This window comes from Lactonifactor longoviformis (assembly GCF_042848515.1).
GTDB lineage: Bacteria > Bacillota > Clostridia > Lachnospirales > Lachnospiraceae > Lactonifactor > Lactonifactor longoviformis.
On record NZ_AP031453.1, the window covers coordinates 4,563,214 to 4,579,889 of the forward strand.

General features: G+C 48.4%; 14 protein-coding genes. 2 read left to right on the forward strand and 12 right to left on the reverse strand.

What is annotated here, in order from left to right; all coding sequences use genetic code 11:
* Positions 1-77 precede the first annotated feature (77 nt).
* Both ACGHCT_RS20880 and ACGHCT_RS20885 read right to left on the reverse strand, forming a co-directional pair.
* Positions 78-1,412 (reverse strand): ABC transporter substrate-binding protein, encoded by a 1,335-nt coding sequence (locus ACGHCT_RS20880; protein ID WP_072850669.1) that lies wholly within the window; start codon positions 1,410-1,412, stop codon positions 78-80.
* A gap of 242 nt (positions 1,413-1,654) precedes the next feature.
* Positions 1,655-2,647 (reverse strand): LacI family DNA-binding transcriptional regulator, encoded by a 993-nt coding sequence (locus tag ACGHCT_RS20885; protein WP_072850667.1) that lies wholly within the window; start codon positions 2,645-2,647, stop codon positions 1,655-1,657.
* Between the two features lie 170 nt (positions 2,648-2,817).
* On the opposite strand from ACGHCT_RS20885, the gene pgmB reads away from it, so the two are divergent.
* Positions 2,818-3,471 (forward strand): beta-phosphoglucomutase, encoded by a 654-nt coding sequence (gene pgmB, locus ACGHCT_RS20890; protein ID WP_390437414.1) that lies wholly within the window; start codon positions 2,818-2,820, stop codon positions 3,469-3,471.
* 20 nt (positions 3,472-3,491) lie between these two features.
* Here pgmB and ACGHCT_RS20895 read toward each other — a convergent pair whose 3' ends face one another.
* Positions 3,492-4,106 carry a GntR family transcriptional regulator gene (locus tag ACGHCT_RS20895; RefSeq protein ID WP_072850662.1) on the reverse strand — a complete coding sequence of 205 codons (615 nt, stop codon included), beginning with the start codon at positions 4,104-4,106 and terminating at the stop codon, positions 3,492-3,494.
* A 200-nt stretch (positions 4,107-4,306) separates the two neighbouring features.
* Here ACGHCT_RS20895 and ACGHCT_RS20900 point away from each other — a divergent pair, with 200 nt between their 5' ends.
* Complete coding sequence (locus ACGHCT_RS20900) at positions 4,307-4,669, forward strand: DUF6483 family protein (protein WP_390437415.1); 363 nt, start codon at positions 4,307-4,309, stop codon at positions 4,667-4,669.
* Between the two features lie 107 nt (positions 4,670-4,776).
* Here the strand turns inward: ACGHCT_RS20900 and ACGHCT_RS20905 are convergent, their stop codons facing one another.
* From ACGHCT_RS20905 to ACGHCT_RS20945, 9 genes are all read right to left on the reverse strand, one after another.
* Complete coding sequence (locus tag ACGHCT_RS20905) at positions 4,777-6,018, reverse strand: CapA family protein (protein WP_390437416.1); 1,242 nt, start codon at positions 6,016-6,018, stop codon at positions 4,777-4,779.
* A gap of 78 nt (positions 6,019-6,096) precedes the next feature.
* Positions 6,097-6,849, reverse strand: a complete 753-nt coding sequence (gene yaaA, locus ACGHCT_RS20910) for a peroxide stress protein YaaA (RefSeq protein ID WP_072850651.1) — start codon at positions 6,847-6,849, stop codon at positions 6,097-6,099.
* 203 nt (positions 6,850-7,052) lie between these two features.
* The gene (locus ACGHCT_RS20915; protein WP_390437417.1) at positions 7,053-8,246 is read right to left on the reverse strand and encodes a transglutaminase domain-containing protein; all 1,194 of its coding nucleotides are present in this window, start codon (positions 8,244-8,246) and stop codon (positions 7,053-7,055) included.
* A gap of 121 nt (positions 8,247-8,367) precedes the next feature.
* Complete coding sequence (locus ACGHCT_RS20920) at positions 8,368-11,022, reverse strand: ABC transporter permease (protein WP_390437418.1); 2,655 nt, start codon at positions 11,020-11,022, stop codon at positions 8,368-8,370.
* Positions 11,012-11,737, reverse strand: a complete 726-nt coding sequence (locus ACGHCT_RS20925) for an ABC transporter ATP-binding protein (RefSeq protein ID WP_072850646.1) — start codon at positions 11,735-11,737, stop codon at positions 11,012-11,014. Before ACGHCT_RS20925 ends, ACGHCT_RS20920 begins: the two co-directional genes overlap by 11 nt.
* A 65-nt stretch (positions 11,738-11,802) precedes the next feature.
* Entirely contained in the window at positions 11,803-12,753 is a 951-nt protein-coding gene (locus ACGHCT_RS20930; RefSeq protein ID WP_103710989.1) for a sensor histidine kinase KdpD, read from the reverse strand.
* Positions 12,750-13,436 carry a response regulator transcription factor gene (locus ACGHCT_RS20935; protein ID WP_072850644.1) on the reverse strand — a complete coding sequence of 229 codons (687 nt, stop codon included), beginning with the start codon at positions 13,434-13,436 and terminating at the stop codon, positions 12,750-12,752. The genes ACGHCT_RS20930 and ACGHCT_RS20935 overlap by 4 nt, the downstream gene beginning before the upstream one ends.
* A 39-nt stretch (positions 13,437-13,475) precedes the next feature.
* Positions 13,476-15,944: an ABC transporter permease gene (locus tag ACGHCT_RS20940; RefSeq protein WP_390437419.1), complete on the reverse strand. Its 2,469-nt coding sequence runs from the start codon at positions 15,942-15,944 to the stop codon at positions 13,476-13,478.
* Positions 15,941-16,615 (reverse strand): ABC transporter ATP-binding protein, encoded by a 675-nt coding sequence (locus ACGHCT_RS20945; RefSeq protein WP_084067773.1) that lies wholly within the window; start codon positions 16,613-16,615, stop codon positions 15,941-15,943. The genes ACGHCT_RS20940 and ACGHCT_RS20945 overlap by 4 nt, the downstream gene beginning before the upstream one ends.
* Between the last annotated feature and the right edge of the window lie 61 nt (positions 16,616-16,676).

Below are 16,676 nucleotides of genomic sequence, written 5' to 3' on the forward strand. Positions count from 1 at the left end.
CAGTGTCTTTCTCTACCAGCCGCGCCGTTCGCAGTCACTACCAACTTACAAATTCAGCATATACTATCCGGCATTCTTTACTCGACAGCAGCAACCTCTGCCTCAAGATCCGCCTGGCACTTCTCCATGGCGGCATCTACATCCTCACCCTGAACCAGAATAGAGTTAATGCAGTGGGGAATTATAAATTTGCTGGAGATATTGCCCATAGCCGGATTCACTTCTCCATCCTTCACTCCTAACATCTGCAGGTTCTCAAAAGCGTCTGGAATGGTGGCAGCTGTATCGCCGAATGCTTTTAATACATCATTTTCCAGGTACGCAGGATCGTCGGCAACATCCTTTAATACAGGGTTGGAACCGCCCGGTGACATGTGGCACCACTTGATATTCGCTTCTTTATTTCCCATGTAGGATACAAACTTGATGGCAGCCTCTCTCTCCTCCTCGGAAATCATATTGGAGATGGTCATCGTTGAGGTCATACCAAAGCTTCCCTGCTCTGTCTTTTCAGGTACCGCAAATCCAACATCATCAGCAAGTCCCTGATCTACCAGCGCTCCCATAATATAGGTGGAGTACAGCGCCATAGCGGAATGTCCGCCGACAAATGCGTCTTTTACTTCCTCTACGCCATTGGATCCGGGCATTGTGTACTGATACAGGGTTTTATAATATTCCAGAATCTCTTTCATCTCCGGAGTATTAAACTGAGGCTTACCCTGGTCATCGAAGAGTTCGAATCCGGCAGAACCTGTGAATGAGCTGAAGCTCTGTTCTGTAAAGTCGGATTCCTCTGTGGCAATCATGATGCCGTATTTCTTATTAGCAGGATCACTGAAGGCTTCCGCTGCTTTCTGGATATTTTCCCAGGTAGTGGGAGCTTCCAGTCCTTTTTCTTCAAACATAGACTTTCTGTACCAGATACCTGACACCCAGCCTGCAACCGGCACTCCCAAATACTGGTCTGCACCCGGCGCTTTTGCCATCTTGAGAACGCCTTCATAAAATCTGTCTTTTCCAATAGCTTCTATAGCTTCCGTGTTGGCTTCCAGATCCAGGGCCTCTTCTCCGTTCATAAGACGAAGCTGATCCACGCCGCCTTCTACCACTGCCGGAAGCTTCCCTGTACTCATTAAAGTAGATATCTTTGTCCAGAAACCATCCTCAGGAATGGGCATCTGTGTTACCTTGATTCCCTCGTTCTCCGCCTCGAAATCATCTATGATTTCCTGAATCGCCTGCACACGTTCTTCCTCAGGCTGTCCATGAAGGAACTGAATCTCAACCACATCCCCATCTTTTTTAGAATCCTTGTCGCTTTTTGCAGAGTCGGAACCTCCGCCGCAGCCAGCTAAGCCGGTCACTGCCATAACCACAGTTAACATCATTACCACAAGTTTCTTCTTCACGTTGCTACCTCCTTAATATTGTATTCCTATCCATCTTTTTCCAAAACGTTTTCGTTAAAAGGGAAAATAAAAAAGATTTCTCACAATCTTTTTTTGTTTATTCTTCCCATTTATTTACGTTTCATACCAAATACCGAAAGCGTTTTCATAACTGTATATTACATCACCCTGCCAAATTTGTAAATATTTTTTTTGCAGCTTTCTGCGATTTGTGAATTTCCTCTAAAATCAGAGCATTATTTTTAAACACTTTTCCGGATCAGGAGCCGGTGATCCACGTACTCTATGTAGGGAACCTCCTTGCCTGCGTGCATATCCGCCACCATTGTAACAGCTTTATATCCCATGGCCTTAAAGTCCTGAAACACCGTGGTCAGGGGCGGATCCATATATGCCCCCACCTGTATGCCGTCCATACCGGCTACTGCAATCTCACCCGGGATATCCCTCCTCATCTCCCTGAGGGCCCTCATGACACCGATTGCCATTAAGTCCGAAGCGGCAAATATAGCATCTATCTCCGGCCGTTCCTTTAAAAGCTCTTTTGTCTCCTGATACGCTTTTTCCTCAAAGAAATCCGCATAACGGACACTTTTCTGGGGGAGATCTAGTTTTAGTTTCCGCATGGCGCGTATAAATGCAGTTTCCCTGATCCTGCTGATATCTGCCTCAAAAGAACCGTTGACCATGGCAATTCTGCGCTTTCCTCTGCTGTATAAGAGTTCAATCAGCTCCTCCACCGCCTGGTCATTATTGGTCCCCACCATAACAGGTGCTTTGTCCACATCAATCCCCACACAGGGAATGCTTAATTCCGGCAGCTGCCTGTAATAAGGGTCTGTGGACTTCAGGCCGTATACCACGGCGCTGCCCATATTCTTTTCCTTACACAGCTCCAGGAAGCTCTTTTCCTCCTGCTTCTTCTTATTGATGAACAGGATAATCAGCTCATAGCCTCTCTCCTCACATCCGGCCTGGGCCCCCAGCAACAGGCGGTAGATAATGTTACCGTTCATATCTGTCTCTTTCACGTCTGAGAAGATAAACCCAATTACACTGGAACGCTTCAGGGCCAGATTCCTTGCCGAGGGGTTGGGGGAATAGTGGAGTTCTTCACAGATTTCCAGGATGCGTTTTTTCGTCTTTGGACTTACATCTGCGTAATTGTTCAGCGCCCTGGAGACTGTTGTAATGCTCACCCCTGCGCGGTTCGCTACATCTTTTATTGAAGCCATAGTTCCTCCTCAAATTGTTCTCACAAAATTTCAAAAAGCTCTTGACGAAAACGTTTTTGTATCATATAACTACTATATACCAAATAGAAATCGTTTTCAATATCTTTTTCCTTTTACCTGTGATTACTACTGCATAATCTTATAGTTCAGAAAGGAATTATTTTGAAAACATGAAAAAAGAATATAGAAGAATTCAGGGCGCCATCTTTGATTTGGATGGGGTTCTGGTTGATACTGCCAAATACCACTATCTTGCCTGGAAACGCCTGGCTGCCGAGCTGGGATTTGTTTTTACAGAGAAAGACAATGAGGCACTAAAAGGCGTCAGCCGGATGGCCTCCCTCGATCTTCTCCTCAAAGCAGGAGGCTTGACCTTTTGCAGCGAAAAAAAGGAAGAGCTGGCTGCCAAAAAGAATGCATGGTATGTAGAATATCTCCAGCAAATTACCGAGGATGAAGTTCTGGATTATGTGACAGATACCCTGACCCGACTGAGGCGGCTGGGGATCGGCCTTGCCATCGGATCCGCCAGCAAGAATACGCCTCTGATTCTGGAGAAGACAAAGCTGGCCCCGTATTTTGATGTGATCATTGACGGTAACTGTACCTCAAAAGCAAAGCCGGATCCGGAGGTCTTTCTTCTCGGAGCCAAAGGGCTTGGGTATCCGGGCGAGGAATGTATGGTTTTTGAGGATTCCGAAGCAGGGATCCAGGCGGCCAATGCCGGAGGGATGGTAAGCATTTATCTTGGCACATCCTCCTGTGCAGATGCGGACTTTACCATTTCAAACCTCTCAGAGTTCTGGGAGACAGATATTATGTAAACGCTCTATACTGTCTCCTGCTATCCCAAAAATTTTGATTGGAAGGACATCACATGGCGCTGCAGCAGCCGTGTGGTCTCCTTCTCATCCCTTTTTTCTATACTGCAGATTATATCTCCGTACTCCCTTATCACGGTATCATCCATGCTTCCGATATATTCTCTGTTTACAAACAGCTGTCTTACACATAAGTCCAGCGTTATATTCATCTGCGTCTCCAGGAATTCATTCCTGGTAATGCCAGATACCGCACGATGAAACTCCCGCCCCAGAAGAATCCGCTTTTCCGGTATTGTTTCAGCTCTGGTTTTATCAGCGATGCTGCACAGTTCGCGGAGCTCATCCCCGGTTCTTCTGGCTGCTGCCAGACGGCCTGCCAGTGCGGAAAGGGCATACCGCAGCTGACAGATGGATTCCAGATCCCGGCCGGATAATTCGCTGACAATCATACACTGCCTTGGAATAATGCAGATAAGCTTTTCCCAGGAAAGGCGTTTCAGCGCCTCCCTGACAGGTGTTCTTCCCACCTTTATCTGCTCCGTCAGCTGGGATTCCACGATCACCTGCCCCGGCCTCAGTTCACAGGTTATCAGCATTTCCTTTATTTTTTCATATGCAATGTCACTGTCTCTCATACACTCTTTCCTTCTCTCTTTTTATGATAAAGGCAACGTACTTTTTATTATAATTGGTAAACTTTTTCAAAGCAAGGAAATTTCCGGCTGCCGGTTTCCCCGTAAGATATATCCGGAAACCTTAACAGCCTGTTAAATTTACATTCCCCTGCCGGTATAGTATAATAACCCTTAGAACTTAGATTAAGGAGTGACTGCCTATGTTTGAAAATGATTATGTTATGCGGATGATACACGACCTGGCCCGGGCTTTGGCTAAGGTTCTCTTTCACAAAGATTCGGTGATGTACGAACTGCCGGAAGAAGCAGAATTCACAGCTGCGGATGACCTGTACTGCAGAATTCAGGCGCTTCTCTCTCAGGGGAAGATTAACGAGGCGGAGAATCTGCTCCTGGACGAGATGGATTTTTCTGACAAGCGGTACCAGGAGGTTGCCCTTGACTTTTATATGAAATTGAATCAGTTGACTGACGACTATCTGGAAGCGCACAACTATACCAGGGAGGAGATCAGTCAGGGGCTGAAAGATTTAGCTGACACAGCCGGGGTTCCCATTTTTTAAATTCTGCGGAAATACTGCTTGACCTTGGAGCCGCATACTGCCGCATAAAAGGGAGCCTGTGGGGGACAGCACATACCTCTGTCCCCCACAGGCTCCTACTTCTCTCTTTACTGCACGCCCGCCATCTTCTTCAGGCTTTTAACTGTAAATTCCTCGTCCGTCTCCCCATGGATTCCATGTTCTTTGGCCAGCTCCTCGGTATAGTCCTCCAGCTTATATACTCCCATGACCTTTCTCGGTTCATCGTAGTGCATAACCAGAGGCGTAAGTCCGTAATCCTCAATCCATACGTTCCCGCTGGCCGGATCCTTCTTTACAGTAATCCGGGCCATTCCGCCCAGGAGTCCTTTTACGTCTTTCTGCAGGGACGCAAAATTCCCCAGAGAATAATAAACCAGCATCTCGCGCCCGTCCCCCTCTTTTCTCATTTCATACCCCTGAAGCACATGGGGATGTGTTCCTATAATTATGTCAACCCCCTGTTCCCCCAGAAATTTTACCCACTCCTGCACGGATTCATCCGGTCCGTCAGAATATTCTGTTCCCGCATGGAGGAAAAACACTACCAGATCTCCCATTTCCCGGGCCTCTTTCACCTCTGCCGCAACCTTCTCCTTCTCCAGAATATCCAGAAGATAGGTATCTTTGGACAGGGTGTCCCCATTGACCCCATAGGTATAGTTCAGCATGGCTACCTTGAAGTTTTTAACCTCCGCCACCCGTATAGGGGAATCCCCCTCCTCATCATGGAGCCCCAGAACTGACAGCTGGGGATAATTTTTTTTCCAGAATCCTGCGGTATCCAGTATCCCCTGTTTTCCCCTGTCATAGGCGTGGTTAGACGCATGCTCCACCACCCGGAACCCTGCGGAAACCAGGGCATCTCCCACAGCAAACGGGCTTCCGAAATCAGGGTATCCTCCCACCTCGTCCTCATCCCCGATAAAGATCGTCTCCTGATTCACCGCTGCGAGGTCAACCTTCTGAATCTCGTCTTTCACATGGGTATACAGAAAATTAAAGTCCCAGGAATCGTCACTCTGTCTGGCTTCCTCCAGGATCTGGTCGTGCATGATATTATCTCCCACCGCAGCTATCCTGAGTGTGTTTTCTTCTTCCAGAGCCAGCTTCTCCTCCCGCTCCTTTTTCATCTGCACTTCTTTTGCTTTTGCGGCAGCCTCCTCTGCTTTCACCCTTTTTTTATGTATGGATAGAGACACGATGGCTGCGATAACGGCCAGCAGCAGTATTCCCATGCCGGCCAGCCGCAGCCGCATTCTCTTTACCTGCCTCTCTCTTATTTTCTGACGCCTGAGGCGTTCCTGTCTTCTTTTGACCTCCTCGTCCATCCTTCCGCCCCCTCCTGCTTTTTCTTCATTATACCAAAATCAGGCAGAATGGGACAATAGAATCGTCACTTTATGCTATTATTTTAGAAAAACATACTCGTAACCTGTGGAATACTCCGGGCAGTATTCATATCCCAGCCCTGTAAACTCCTTTACATCCTCCAGATTCTCCACATAGGTCTCTGCCATCCAGCGCACCATCTCCCCTCTTGCCATCTTAGCCTGGGTTGCCTTTACCTTAACAATACTCTGCGACAGTTCCCCGAAGATACAGGAAATATACCGGACACTTTTGCCGGGATATCTTCCCAGGTACCGTTCCACCGTCTTGCTGTATTCTTTGGAGGCCAGATTTAAGATCTCATCCTCGCCTCTGGTCAGTTCCCTGAAGATCTTGTCCCCCCAGAACTCATACAGATTTTGTTTCCCATCTGCCTGCAGTCTGGCCTGCATCTCCAGACGATACGGCGCCACCCCATCCATGGGCCTAAGCACCCCATACAATCCGGAGATAATCCTAAGATAGTGATCTGCATAATCCCACTGCTTGTTTGTAAACACCTGCGGCGCCATATATTGATACTGAAGCCCCTCGTATGCCAGCAGTGCGGGGGTATTCCGTCTGACCGATTCCCAGTTCTGCAGTCTCTCATAGTTCAGCCGCGCAATCTTATCATTGCAGCACCACAGTGTCTTCAGTTCTTCATAGCTCATCTGCCTCAGGCATTGAAAAAGCGCCTCCATCTCTTCCTGAAACACAGGCCTCTGGTCCGTATTCATCATGTCATCACACAGGTTCATCTTCTTTGCCGGAGAAATAATAATTTTCATACCTATCCCACTCCTCATGTAAATCTGACTGCCGGGTTGCTGTTTTCTCTTGTAAATTCATTTTAAAGTTATAGTACCATATTTTATCCTGATGTTACAACTGCCGTTCAGGGTAACCTTTTTAACGTTTATGTCAAAAAAGAGCAAAAAAATACCCGCGGGAAGGAATCCTCTTGTTCCTCCCCGCGGGTATTTTTATGGTGTCACGATTCAACAAAGATAAAGCGGATAAGATGGAGACCGTCAACATTTCCATACCGGAATTCTACATGCTCAATTCCCCGGACCTTCATGTAATACTGACTCAGTTTGTCCAGGCTCTCCTCTGTAAACAGATCCGCGGCAGCAGCCTCATAGCTTTCCTGGTCGGCAAACTTCATCATCACATCAGATGCACCCTCATCTATTTTCCCGGCACAGTACTCATATATCTGCCCGGGATCGTAGGAGGTGAAATAATCTCCCGCCATCTCATAGTAATTATAGGCTCCTGACTCACAGACCGGAAGCTGAAAATCCCCGTCCGGACTGCAGATACTCTCATATTCCCGGGGAACAGGGCAGAGGTAATCATATAAAATGATGCCGTTTAAGATTCCCTGGGTATCCCCCTCTGCCTGGGAGGATGCGCTGTCCGGATCCCCATAGGTGGCATCCACATAGTAATACTCACCGTCTATCTCTACAATATTCCACGCATGTCCGATATTTGTCTCCAGGGAGGTTCCCTGTACATAAATACATGGAATACCAATTTTGTCCAGAAGGTATTTGACAGAGGCCGCATAGCCGGCGCACACGGACTGGTTATTCTGAAATACACTTACAATATTCTGATCATCCTGAGAGTCCAGATATTGAGTCGTATTGATAATATATTCGTAAACGGCCTTTACCATATCGTAGGAAGATCCGCCTCCGGCAGCAATCTCCTCTGCCACAGCATCTGTCTTCCCCTCTATCTGGGTCTGTATCTCCCCGGCCTCTTCCCGGTTTCTCTCATAATTAGGTTCAAAGACAGCATAGTCATCGTAGAGGGTTGTGTAATAAGTAGAGGCATTCTTTACCCAGAACAGCTCCATCCGGTCACACAGCAGTGCACTGTATGCTCTGTCTATGATATCCTTGTCACCGCTGGCGACCTCCACCTCCCCCTGAAACTCCTGAATGCCCTGTAATAGCTGCCTGTAGATTCCCTTTTCCTCTTCTGCAAGCTGATTGTAATAGTAACCGGCCCGGATCTCCTCTGTCTCTTCCGGGATCTCACCCCCGTGCTCCGGTTCTCCGGAGATGAGATCCGCAATGGCAGATTTCCCCTCTTCTTTCGGCTGACATCCGGCGGCGGCCAGGACAACTGTCATACATACTGCCGCGGCCCATTTTCCATATTTTCTCATTTACCTGCTCTCTTTTCTTCATATTCTAAAAAAGTACTCCCGGGAGCAGCCGGCACAGGCCTGCTCCTCTGCCTATTTTATCATATGAGAGCAGGTTTGCAAAATTTAATTTCTCCTCCTGTCACTCTCTCAGTCTTTCCACTATGCTTATCCTGTTCACCCTCCGGTACATGAGTACAGGAATGGCCACAGCCAGAATTGCCATGAAGGGCAGTACCAGCGCCACCGGCAGCAGGGTAAAGTCATATACAAACCAGCGCAGGGTTCTGCCAAAGGGCCTGAGAATGAGAAGGCTTACCAGGCTTCCCACCGCCGAGCTTATAAGACCGATAAAGATGACATAATACAGCCCCTCTAAAATGAGCATCTTCTGCTGCTGCCGATCCGTCATTCCAATGCTTTTCATCATGGCCAGTTCCTTCCTCCTGGTAATAATTCCTGTCAGTGTCGAGTTTACATAATTCAGTATGCCCACTGCCCCCACTACAATGCACAGAGCGCCTCCGATGAGCTTCAGCACCTCCATCATCTGCATAAACTCTTTCTTCAGCTCTTTTCTGGATCTGTAGTCTGTCTGAGGATTTATCTGAGTTGTATATTTCTCAACCGCAGCTTCCGCTGTGTCCAGGTGTTCCTCCCCTATCTCAAAGCATGCCAGATATCTCTGGTACCCATTGACAGCAGCGGTACGCTCCAGCTCTTTTTTAGGTACGATCATAGAGATCTCGGGAGCTCCCGCGGCCAGGCCTGCAACACCCTCCCCCAGCTCTACAACAGCCATAACCTCATACTCATCCCACGGAAGTTCTCTGACCCCCCTGTCCGATACGATTCCGGTAGTGTCCACCGGGTTTCCGTAGGCATCATAGAGTTCTTCCTGCCTCTTGTCATACTGCTCCCGGGTATCATACCGGAAAAGCTTTACCTTATCCCCGGGATGATACCAGCTCTCGTTCTTATTATTAATATCCATCTGTGCAACTGCGAGAACATACCCTCCTTCATTGAACTTTTCAAGATCCAGTTCTCCCTCTGTCACATGAAGCTGCCTCAGAATATAGGGATCAAAGGCAAACCGCCGCTCCGTCATGATCCGGTCCCGGGTCAGCACCTCTTCATAGGTTTTCCTGAAACCAGCAGCGGAATCCTTTAGAAATCCCTTTTCCATTCCCTGCCGGAGACGCTCTTTGCCTGTCTCGTCCATGAGATACGGAAAAAACGATATATATGCGCTTCCGCTCTCTTCAATCCCGTCCATCTTATTTACAGTGTCAAAAAAATTCTCCGGCAGCTCAATGTCTCCGGCTCCGTAGTTATGGAAATAATCTGTGGTTCCTATATTGAGATCCCCGCATATCATTTCATCCATATATTTGTCTATGCTGAAACCTCTGACTGCAGAGTATATTGTCAGGAGCAGAATAATCCCAAGAGACAGGGATGTGATAACTACAACTGCCTTTTTCTTATAACGGAACACATTGGCCAGGGCCATCCGGCCGATTTTGCCCCTGTGAGAGGCTGCTTTTTGCTTTTTTCTTTTCCCTTTGTCACATTCTACATATTTAACAGCCTCCACCGGCGACACACAGGAAGCTGCCTTTCCCGGCCTGCGGCAGCTGATTAAAACGGTAATCAGTGAGAAGACAGCTGATCCCATAAATATAACAGGGCTCGCTGTAAAGCCATCTCCATAGACTCCCGAAGCCAAATGAAGCATCACAGGGGTAAGCTTAATCCCCAGCAGCCACCCCAGAATCAGGCCTGCCGGTATCCCTGCGGCGGAGAGTATAAGAGCCTGTCTGCGCACCAGGTAGCGGATCTGCTTTCTGGTAGCCCCCAGAGTCTTTAGCAGTCCGTAAAACCGGATATCCATAACAATGGATATCTGAAAAATATTATAGATTACCAGATACCCGGTTATTCCAATCAGTACCAGCACAAATACAACGCCCAGCATTGTCTGTGCGTCCGCGCTCTCTGTTTTTCCGGACAGATACGCCCAGTTCACCCCGAAATCAATTTCATTATCTTCAAACCCGCATTCCTTTAGTACTGTACGGGCATTTTCCTCTATCCTCCTGCTGCTTCCAAAAAAGACCTCTGCCTGGATCAGTCCTTCTCCCAGGCTCTTCCCGGACCGCATCATTTCTTTTCTGTCTGTTTCATCTACGGAAGCGATCACTTCCTCCACATACTCCTTTGACAGATATATCTGGCTTGCCCCCAGCATGGGATCTCCCTGGTAGATTCCGGACACCGTAAAAGTGTCTCTGTGCTTATGCCCCAGATAATCGAATTCCAGGGTAATCTTTTGGCCAAGTTCCCTGGGTATCCCCATCATCTCCAACACAATGGTATCTGCCAGTATCTCTTTTTTATTCCTGGGATAAGTGCCATCCTCAGGCTCGCGGAATCCCCACTCCAGATCCTTCGGCTCCCCGTAACGGATCTCTGTCTGGCGTTTCGCCAGCTCCCCGTTGGCAGCCATCCCCACCAGGATGTTATAGCTTATCTCCTTAATCCTGGAATTTCCCCGGATCTTGTCATACTCTGCCCGGGTAAGATCTTTATAACCCGCATGGGCGCTGGTCCCTACCTGACGCATGATCTCCTTTTCCATGGAAGAAATCAGACCCATTGCCAGGGTAAATAGGGTGGTAAAGAGAATGGTTGTCAGTGCGATGGCGATCACGGCGAATAAGTTTCTCATCCTGCTGTTTCTAAGGCTTGCCTTGGAGAGCTTTTTTACTGCCTTCTGGTTGTTATTCCTCACGTTCTCCGCCACCTTTCTCTCCCCTGCAGGCAGTCTCCCTGTTCCTGGTATCCCCCGCCAGTTTGCCGTCTTCTATATGGAGCACCCGCCCGCAGAGCTGGGCAAGGGCCTCGTTGTGGGTAATCATAATGATGGTCTGGCGGTAGCGCTCCCCGCTCAGTTTCAGAAGTCCCATCACCTCAGTGGTGGTCCTGGAATCCAGATTTCCTGTGGGTTCGTCGGCTAAAAGAATCGCCGGCTTTGACGCCAGAGCTCTCGCTATGGCTACTCTCTGCTGCTGTCCCCCGGACAGCTGACCCGGCAGTGCGGACATTTTATCTGTCAGACCAAGGCTCTCAATAATATCCTCAATAAACGCCCTGTCAACCGCCCCTCCGTCCAGCTCTGCCGGAAGAGTGATGTTATCATAAACATTTAAGATAGGAACCAGGTTATAGTCCTGAAATACAAATCCGATGTTGCGCCGCCTGAAAATGGTGAGCTGATTATCATTCAGGCGGGAGAATTCCACCCCCCGGATGCTCACCCCTCCGCTGGTAGGGTAGTCCAGTCCCCCCAGCATATTTAGCAGTGTAGACTTACCGCTCCCGGAGGTCCCTACTATGGCCACAAATTCTCCTTCCTCCACCGTAAGATCTATCCCGTCAAGCGCCTTTACCGTATTATTTCCCTGCTGATAGTATTTTTTCAGCTGACTGGCTGTTAAAATTGGCATAAAAATGTCCTCCTCTTATTCTATCTGCCTTTAGTATAAGAGAAGGACCTTACATCCTTATGACATCAGGAAGTAATTTTATGACGATTCTGTAAGAAACCCACAGGAAGCATCACGTGAAAGCAGCTCCCGGTTCCCGGCTGGGACTGTACGGCTGCATACCCTTTTTCTTTGGAGAGAATCAGCTGGGTCAGATACAGGCCCAGGCCGGATCCAGGAACTTTCTCCCCATTTTTTCCTCTGTAAAATCTCTGAAAGATAAGATTATATTCATCCTGGGAGATTCCCGGGCCTTCATCCTGAATCTCTATATCCACATAGAGCTCCAGTACATTTACCCTTATCACAATGGCCGAACCTTTGGGAGAATACTTTACAGCATTCTCCAGTATATTTCCCAGGGCTTCCACCGTCCATTTCCGGTTATGCCAGACCTGTATCTCCGGAAACTCCTGAACCTGAATCTCAATCTGTTTCTCGCCTGCTGCCGCAAATACAGAGGCTACACTGTCTGCAACCGTCTGTTTCAGCCCATTCCAGGCGGGGGTGAAGGAGACAGCTCCTGTCTCCAGACGCGAAATCTTCACCAGCTGGGACAAAAGCCACTGTATCTTTTCCGTCTGCTCCCTGATACGGTGAAGAAACTCCAGGCGTTCTCCCTCTGTTAAGGAGGGTTCCTCCAGCAGCTCTGTACACATTTTAATGTTGGAAAGAGGTGTCTTCAGCTGGTGGGAGATATCACCAATCATGCCTTTTACTGCCTCTTTTTCCTCTTCCGCCTCCCGGCTGGCATGCAGCAGCTGCCCGGACAGTTTCACGCTGAGGGACACCAGCTTATCCTCTCTGGTGTCCCCCAGTGTCTCACTGTAATCTACGGTTTTCCGGTTCAGGATATCCTGAAGAACTTTTTCTGTTTTTGCATAGGACCTCTCCAGTTTTCTTTTGTACCCTGCCAGGAGGATACCCCCAGCCAGGAGAAGGAGCAGTGAGATCCCCATCCATACGCCCCCGTTCAATCTTTCTCTCCGTGGAACAGATACCCCATTCCGTGAACCGTCTTAATATAGAAGGGATTTACCGGATCATCCTCGATTTTTTTTCTGAGCCGCGATATGGTTACCGGCAGGGTATTCTCTTCCACAAAGTTTCCTTTCTGATCCCATAGGATATCCATGATCTGTTCTTTTAAAAGCACCCGCTCTCTGTTTTCCATAAAGTACTTCAGCAGTCGGAACTCCTGGGTAGTCAGACAGACCTCTTTTCCTCCTTTAAACACCTTCACTCTCTGCGGGTCCAGCGCAAGATCCCCGCAGTACAGCGTACTCTCCTTCTCCCCGCCCTGATGCTTTCTGAGTGCGGTCTGTATCCGCACCTTCAGCACTGCAAGAGAAAATGGTTTCTTAATGTAATCATCTGCTCCGGACTCCAGACCGATTATCTCATCCGTTTCCATATCCCGGGCGGTGAGCATGATAATGGGAACCTGTGACTCTTTTCTGATGCGGCAGCACAGCTTGAGGCCGTCACCGTCCGGGAGATTCAGATCCAGTACTATGAGATCCGGCAGCTTTTCCCGGTACAGCCGGCAGGCCTGTTTCACAGAATCTGCGCCCCAGACCTGATAGCCTTCTCTCTCCAGGGTAAAACATATCCCCCGATTCAGCCCTGCGTCGTCCTCAACCACCAGAATCCCATACATATCATGTACCTCCTAACGTTAGCTTTTTATACCTATATTTTATTCCGAAAAACGGATTCTTTCAATCATACTTTGTCTCCTGAAATTTTTCATAATAAGATAGGTAAGCAATAGCTGTATCACAAGCACCACAGCAATAAGAACTATGGTCTGTACTGCCGGGTAATGGTAACTGATAATTCCCAGCAGTCCGTCTTTCTTCCCATAGAGGAAAGTCAGATACCCCAGCAGATTTCCCAGTCCCAGAGAGAGGAGAAGGGTACCTGCGGTGTAGAAAGCCCCTTCCATCTGCAGCATCCGTACCAGCTGGCGTTCCGAAAGCCCTATGGCCTGCATAATCCCAAGCTCTCTTCTTCTCACATAGATGCTGTTTATCATAGTGTTAATAAGGTTCATAATCCCCACTCCGCCCAGAACTGCCATAAAGACATAGCAGAGCTGTGATGTAAAGCCCGAATTTTTCGTTCTCTCCGCCAGCTCCTCCTCAAAGGTTCTCATCTTAAGGTTTTGATTCTCCCCAATGACCGCACGGAGCTGTTCTTCCACCGCCTTAACTTCCTTATCCCCGGCAGCAATGGACCAGTAGTAATCCATTGAAAGCCCGCAGATATCATCCAACACGGCTTTGGGCAGCACAAAAGAATTATAATGGCTGAGCCCGTTGGGCATATCTGCTACCGCGGCGATGGTAAATTCCTTTTCCACCGTCTTATCTCCCGCCTCCAGGATCATGTGAATGGTATCCCCTGCCTTAAATTCCGGCGCCCAGTGCCGCATTTTCTGATCCATCACGATTTTATCGCCCTGCAGCAAATCTTCATAGGTGCAGGAGCCTTCTACAATACTTTTCTCCATCTCCCGCGCATATGTCTCCGGGATACCCACGATTCCGGTCTTCCAGTACTCGTCACCATCCATAAGTTCCTTCAAATCTGCGTCGGCGGAGCTGGTCCTTGTTACCTTCTCTGTCCCGGGAATACTCATAATGTAATTCTCTAATTGGTCGTTGAGAGGATTGTTCTGGCTAATCACCGACCACTCCTTCTCGGGGTGCATTTTATCCCCGTTACTGCTGTCAACAGACAGGACAAACTCATCGAACATGCTGTCACGTGCAATTTCTTCCGGGTCCGCACAGGACAGAACAGTAGAAATTACCATGAACAGAATTCCTGTCAGGCTTAAGGTTATAATCGTAATAACCGTCCGCTTCTTATTGCGGGAAAGATTGGCCCCCGTAAGATGAACCAGATTCATCTCTTCATGGCCCTTTCTCACCTTTTTCCGGGTTTTAATGCTTCCGTCATAGCGCATGGCTTCTACCGGGGAGATTTTAGACGCAATCTGCATCGGACGTATGAGGGAAAGGGCTACAGTAACAAGAGTGATCCCTGCCGCAGCCACATAAATCCAGGGTTTCAGCATGGCAACCTCGTTACTCTCTACCAGCTGTCTTGTAATGTCTCCCAGGGCATCTCCCTCCCCGAACGCATTCAGCAGGTATTTAAATCCCAGTTTAGAAGCGATGCTTCCCGCCAAAAGTCCCACGGGAACGGCAATACAGGCTACCAGCATTCCCTCCCGGAACACAATCTGGCGTATCTGGCGCTTTGTGGCTCCCAGGGCTTTTATCTTGCCGTATTCCTGTACTTTATAAATCATAGAAATATAGTAAATGCTGTATATAGTCATGATTCCGGCCAGTACCACTACTAGAAGGATACCCACGATTCCTGAGTAGAATGCAGGATCCACATAATTTGCCATCAGGTAGCTGCTGTTGTCTGCAATGTCTCCCTCCGGAATCCCCAGCTCTGCCGCGACTTTCCCGTACACGTTCTCAATCTGATCCTTGGTCATAGAATCTGCCCCCTGGATCCGGAACATTACTCTGTATTTCCTGGACTCCCCGGGCTGCTCCTGTTCCATAAACTCTTTGGAAACCAGAGCGGAATACATCTTTGTCTCTTTTTGTTCCTCTGAGGACGGAAGCAGTCCGGTAATCAGAAATTCCCCCTTTTTCTCATAACCAAGTCCGCCCTGCTCGACAGGCTGATAGGGCAGTGTAATCGTATCTCCAATCCCCGCGGTAATGCCTAAAGCCTCCAGAAGTCCCTGTGACACAGCAATCTCATTTCCTCTTTTCGGAAACTCCCCCGCCTCCAGTTCCATCTTGCCCAGCTTCAGGGCCGTATCATCCATATAAACCATCATGCCTGCTCCATCCGGCACCGGAATCTGAGCCGGATCCTGCCGGAGTCCCATGGTCTCTATCTCGCCCCGGTAGGACAGCTCCTCGATAGTCTTAAGATCCACATCCCGGAACATGGCGTGAAATGTCGGATAATATTTATTGATGGCAGCCATCTGGGTATCTACTGTTCCAAGTCCAACCGTGGGAATTACAAAAATCAGAATGGTAGTCAGGAAAATTGCGATCCCTGTCAGCATATTTTTGCCCTTGTTCTGCTTCAAATTGGACAGTGCGGTTCTGTTTACTGTATTCATTGGCTCACCACCTTACCATCCTCAATGACAAGAATCCGGTCAGCCATCTGGGCTATGGTCTCGTCATGGGTAATCATAACTAACGTCTGACCATATTCATTTACACAAGCCTTTAAAAGAGAAATGACTTCCATCTCTGTCTTAGAATCCAGATTCCCGGTAGGTTCATCCGCCAGTATAATGGCAGGCTTGGCTGCCAGTGCCCGGGCGATGGCGACTCTCTGCTGCTGGCCGCCGGACAGCGTATTGGGAAGGGATTTGAGCTTATCCGCAATCCCGATGCGCTCTGCCAGATCCAGGACAAAGCTTTTATCTGCCTTTTTCTTGTCCAGCCCCATGGGCAGTACAATGTTCTCCCACACGTTCAGAGAAGGGATCAGGTTATAGTTCTGAAATATAAATCCGATTTTCCTCCTCCGGAAGACTGCCAGCTGTTCATCTTTCAGGTGAAATACATTCTTCCCCTCAATGAGTACCTTCCCGCTGTCCGGGCGGTCCAGTGCGCCCAGCATATGCAGAAGCGTGCTTTTGCCGGAACCGGAGCGGCCTACTATGGCTGTGAATTCCCCTCTCTGTATATCCATTGTGGTATGGTCAATGGCCTTCACCAGATTATCTCCGCTGCCGTAATATTTACACAAATCAACTGTTTCCAATAACATTGCACCCATAAACAATTCTCCTTTTCTGTTATTCTCTCTTCATATTACTCTGTGATTCTTACAACAGCAT